1 protein-coding gene and 1 pseudogene are annotated in these 1,161 nt (G+C 61.1%); both read left to right on the forward strand.

The window, feature by feature from the left end:
- Positions 1-232 precede the first annotated feature (232 nt).
- Positions 233-514: pseudogene (locus tag ETQ85_RS27570) on the forward strand (transposase); the annotation flags it as partial.
- A gap of 11 nt (positions 515-525) precedes the next feature.
- On the forward strand, positions 526-1,161 hold a 636-nt coding region (locus ETQ85_RS25980; protein WP_148581859.1), incomplete at its 3' end, for an IS3 family transposase.

Consider the following 1,161-nt stretch of genomic DNA (forward strand, 5'->3'; position numbering starts at 1 on the left):
GGTCTGTTTCTTCTTTTGCTGGAAGGCCAGGGAGGCGAAGGTGGCTTGCTTCATGGGAGTACGATGCTTTATGGCTTTAGTATTTTACCGGCTCTGAATTGATCAGAGCTTCCCTAGAGGGAGGGGAGGGGGTTGATTGCTATTTGCTAAATGCTGGATTTGGTTCTGTGTAGTGGTCTAATTTCCTCGGACACCTCGATAGGTGGATGATCCACCCGTAGAGGAGAAATTGATGAAACAGAAACGCCGGGCGTTCGATGCGAGCTTCAAGCTGCAAGTCGTCCAGATGATCTGGGACCAAGGCCTGAGCGTCGGTCAAGTGTGCCGCGACATGGGTCTGGGAGAGACCGCGGTGCGCCGCTGGCTGGCGCAACTCGATGCGGAGCAAAGCGGACAGGCAGGCATCGGCAAGCCACTGACGGCCGAACAGCAACGCATTCGCCAGCTCGAGGCGGAGAATCGGCAGCTTCGCCAGGACAATGACCTGCTGAAAAAAGCGTCGGCCTTCTTTGCCCGCGAACTGAAATGACCTACCGGTGCATCGCTCAGTTGCAAGAGAAGGCCGACAACACCGCATTGCTGTGCCGGTTGCTGGGCGTGAGTCGTTCGGGCTTCTACGCCGCCTGCTCACGCAGGGGTGAGCCCGCCAGGGTTTGCCCAACGAGCACCCACCTGCGCGCCGCCTTTGCCGCCTCCGGGCGCTGCTACGGCAGCCGGCGCCTGCGGGCCGTCCTGCATGCCCAGGGGCTTCGCGTGGGGCGATACCGAATACGAACCCTCATGCGTATCAATGGGCTGCGTCCGGTGTGGCGGCGCAAGTTCATTCACACGACCGATAGCCGCCACGGCTTGCCCATTGCCGACAATGTTCTGAACCGGCACTTCACTCCGGCCACTGCCAATGCAGCCTGGGTCTCGGACATCACCTACATCCGCACGCGCAGTGGCTGGCTGTACCTGGCGGCGGTGCTGGATCTGTACTCGCGCAAGATTGTCGGCTGGGCCATGGCGCCGAACATGCCTGCCGAACTGGTGTGCTCGGCCTTGCAGATGGCCATTACGCAGCGCCAACCGCCGGCGGGCCTGATCGTGCATTCCGACCGTGGCAGTCAGTACGCCAGCGAAGCCCACCGTGCCTTGCTGAGCCGTCATGGCTTGACG

The sequence above is a fragment of the Zoogloea oleivorans genome (genome assembly GCF_008107625.1).
In the GTDB taxonomy this organism is placed as follows: domain Bacteria; phylum Pseudomonadota; class Gammaproteobacteria; order Burkholderiales; family Rhodocyclaceae; genus Zoogloea; species Zoogloea oleivorans.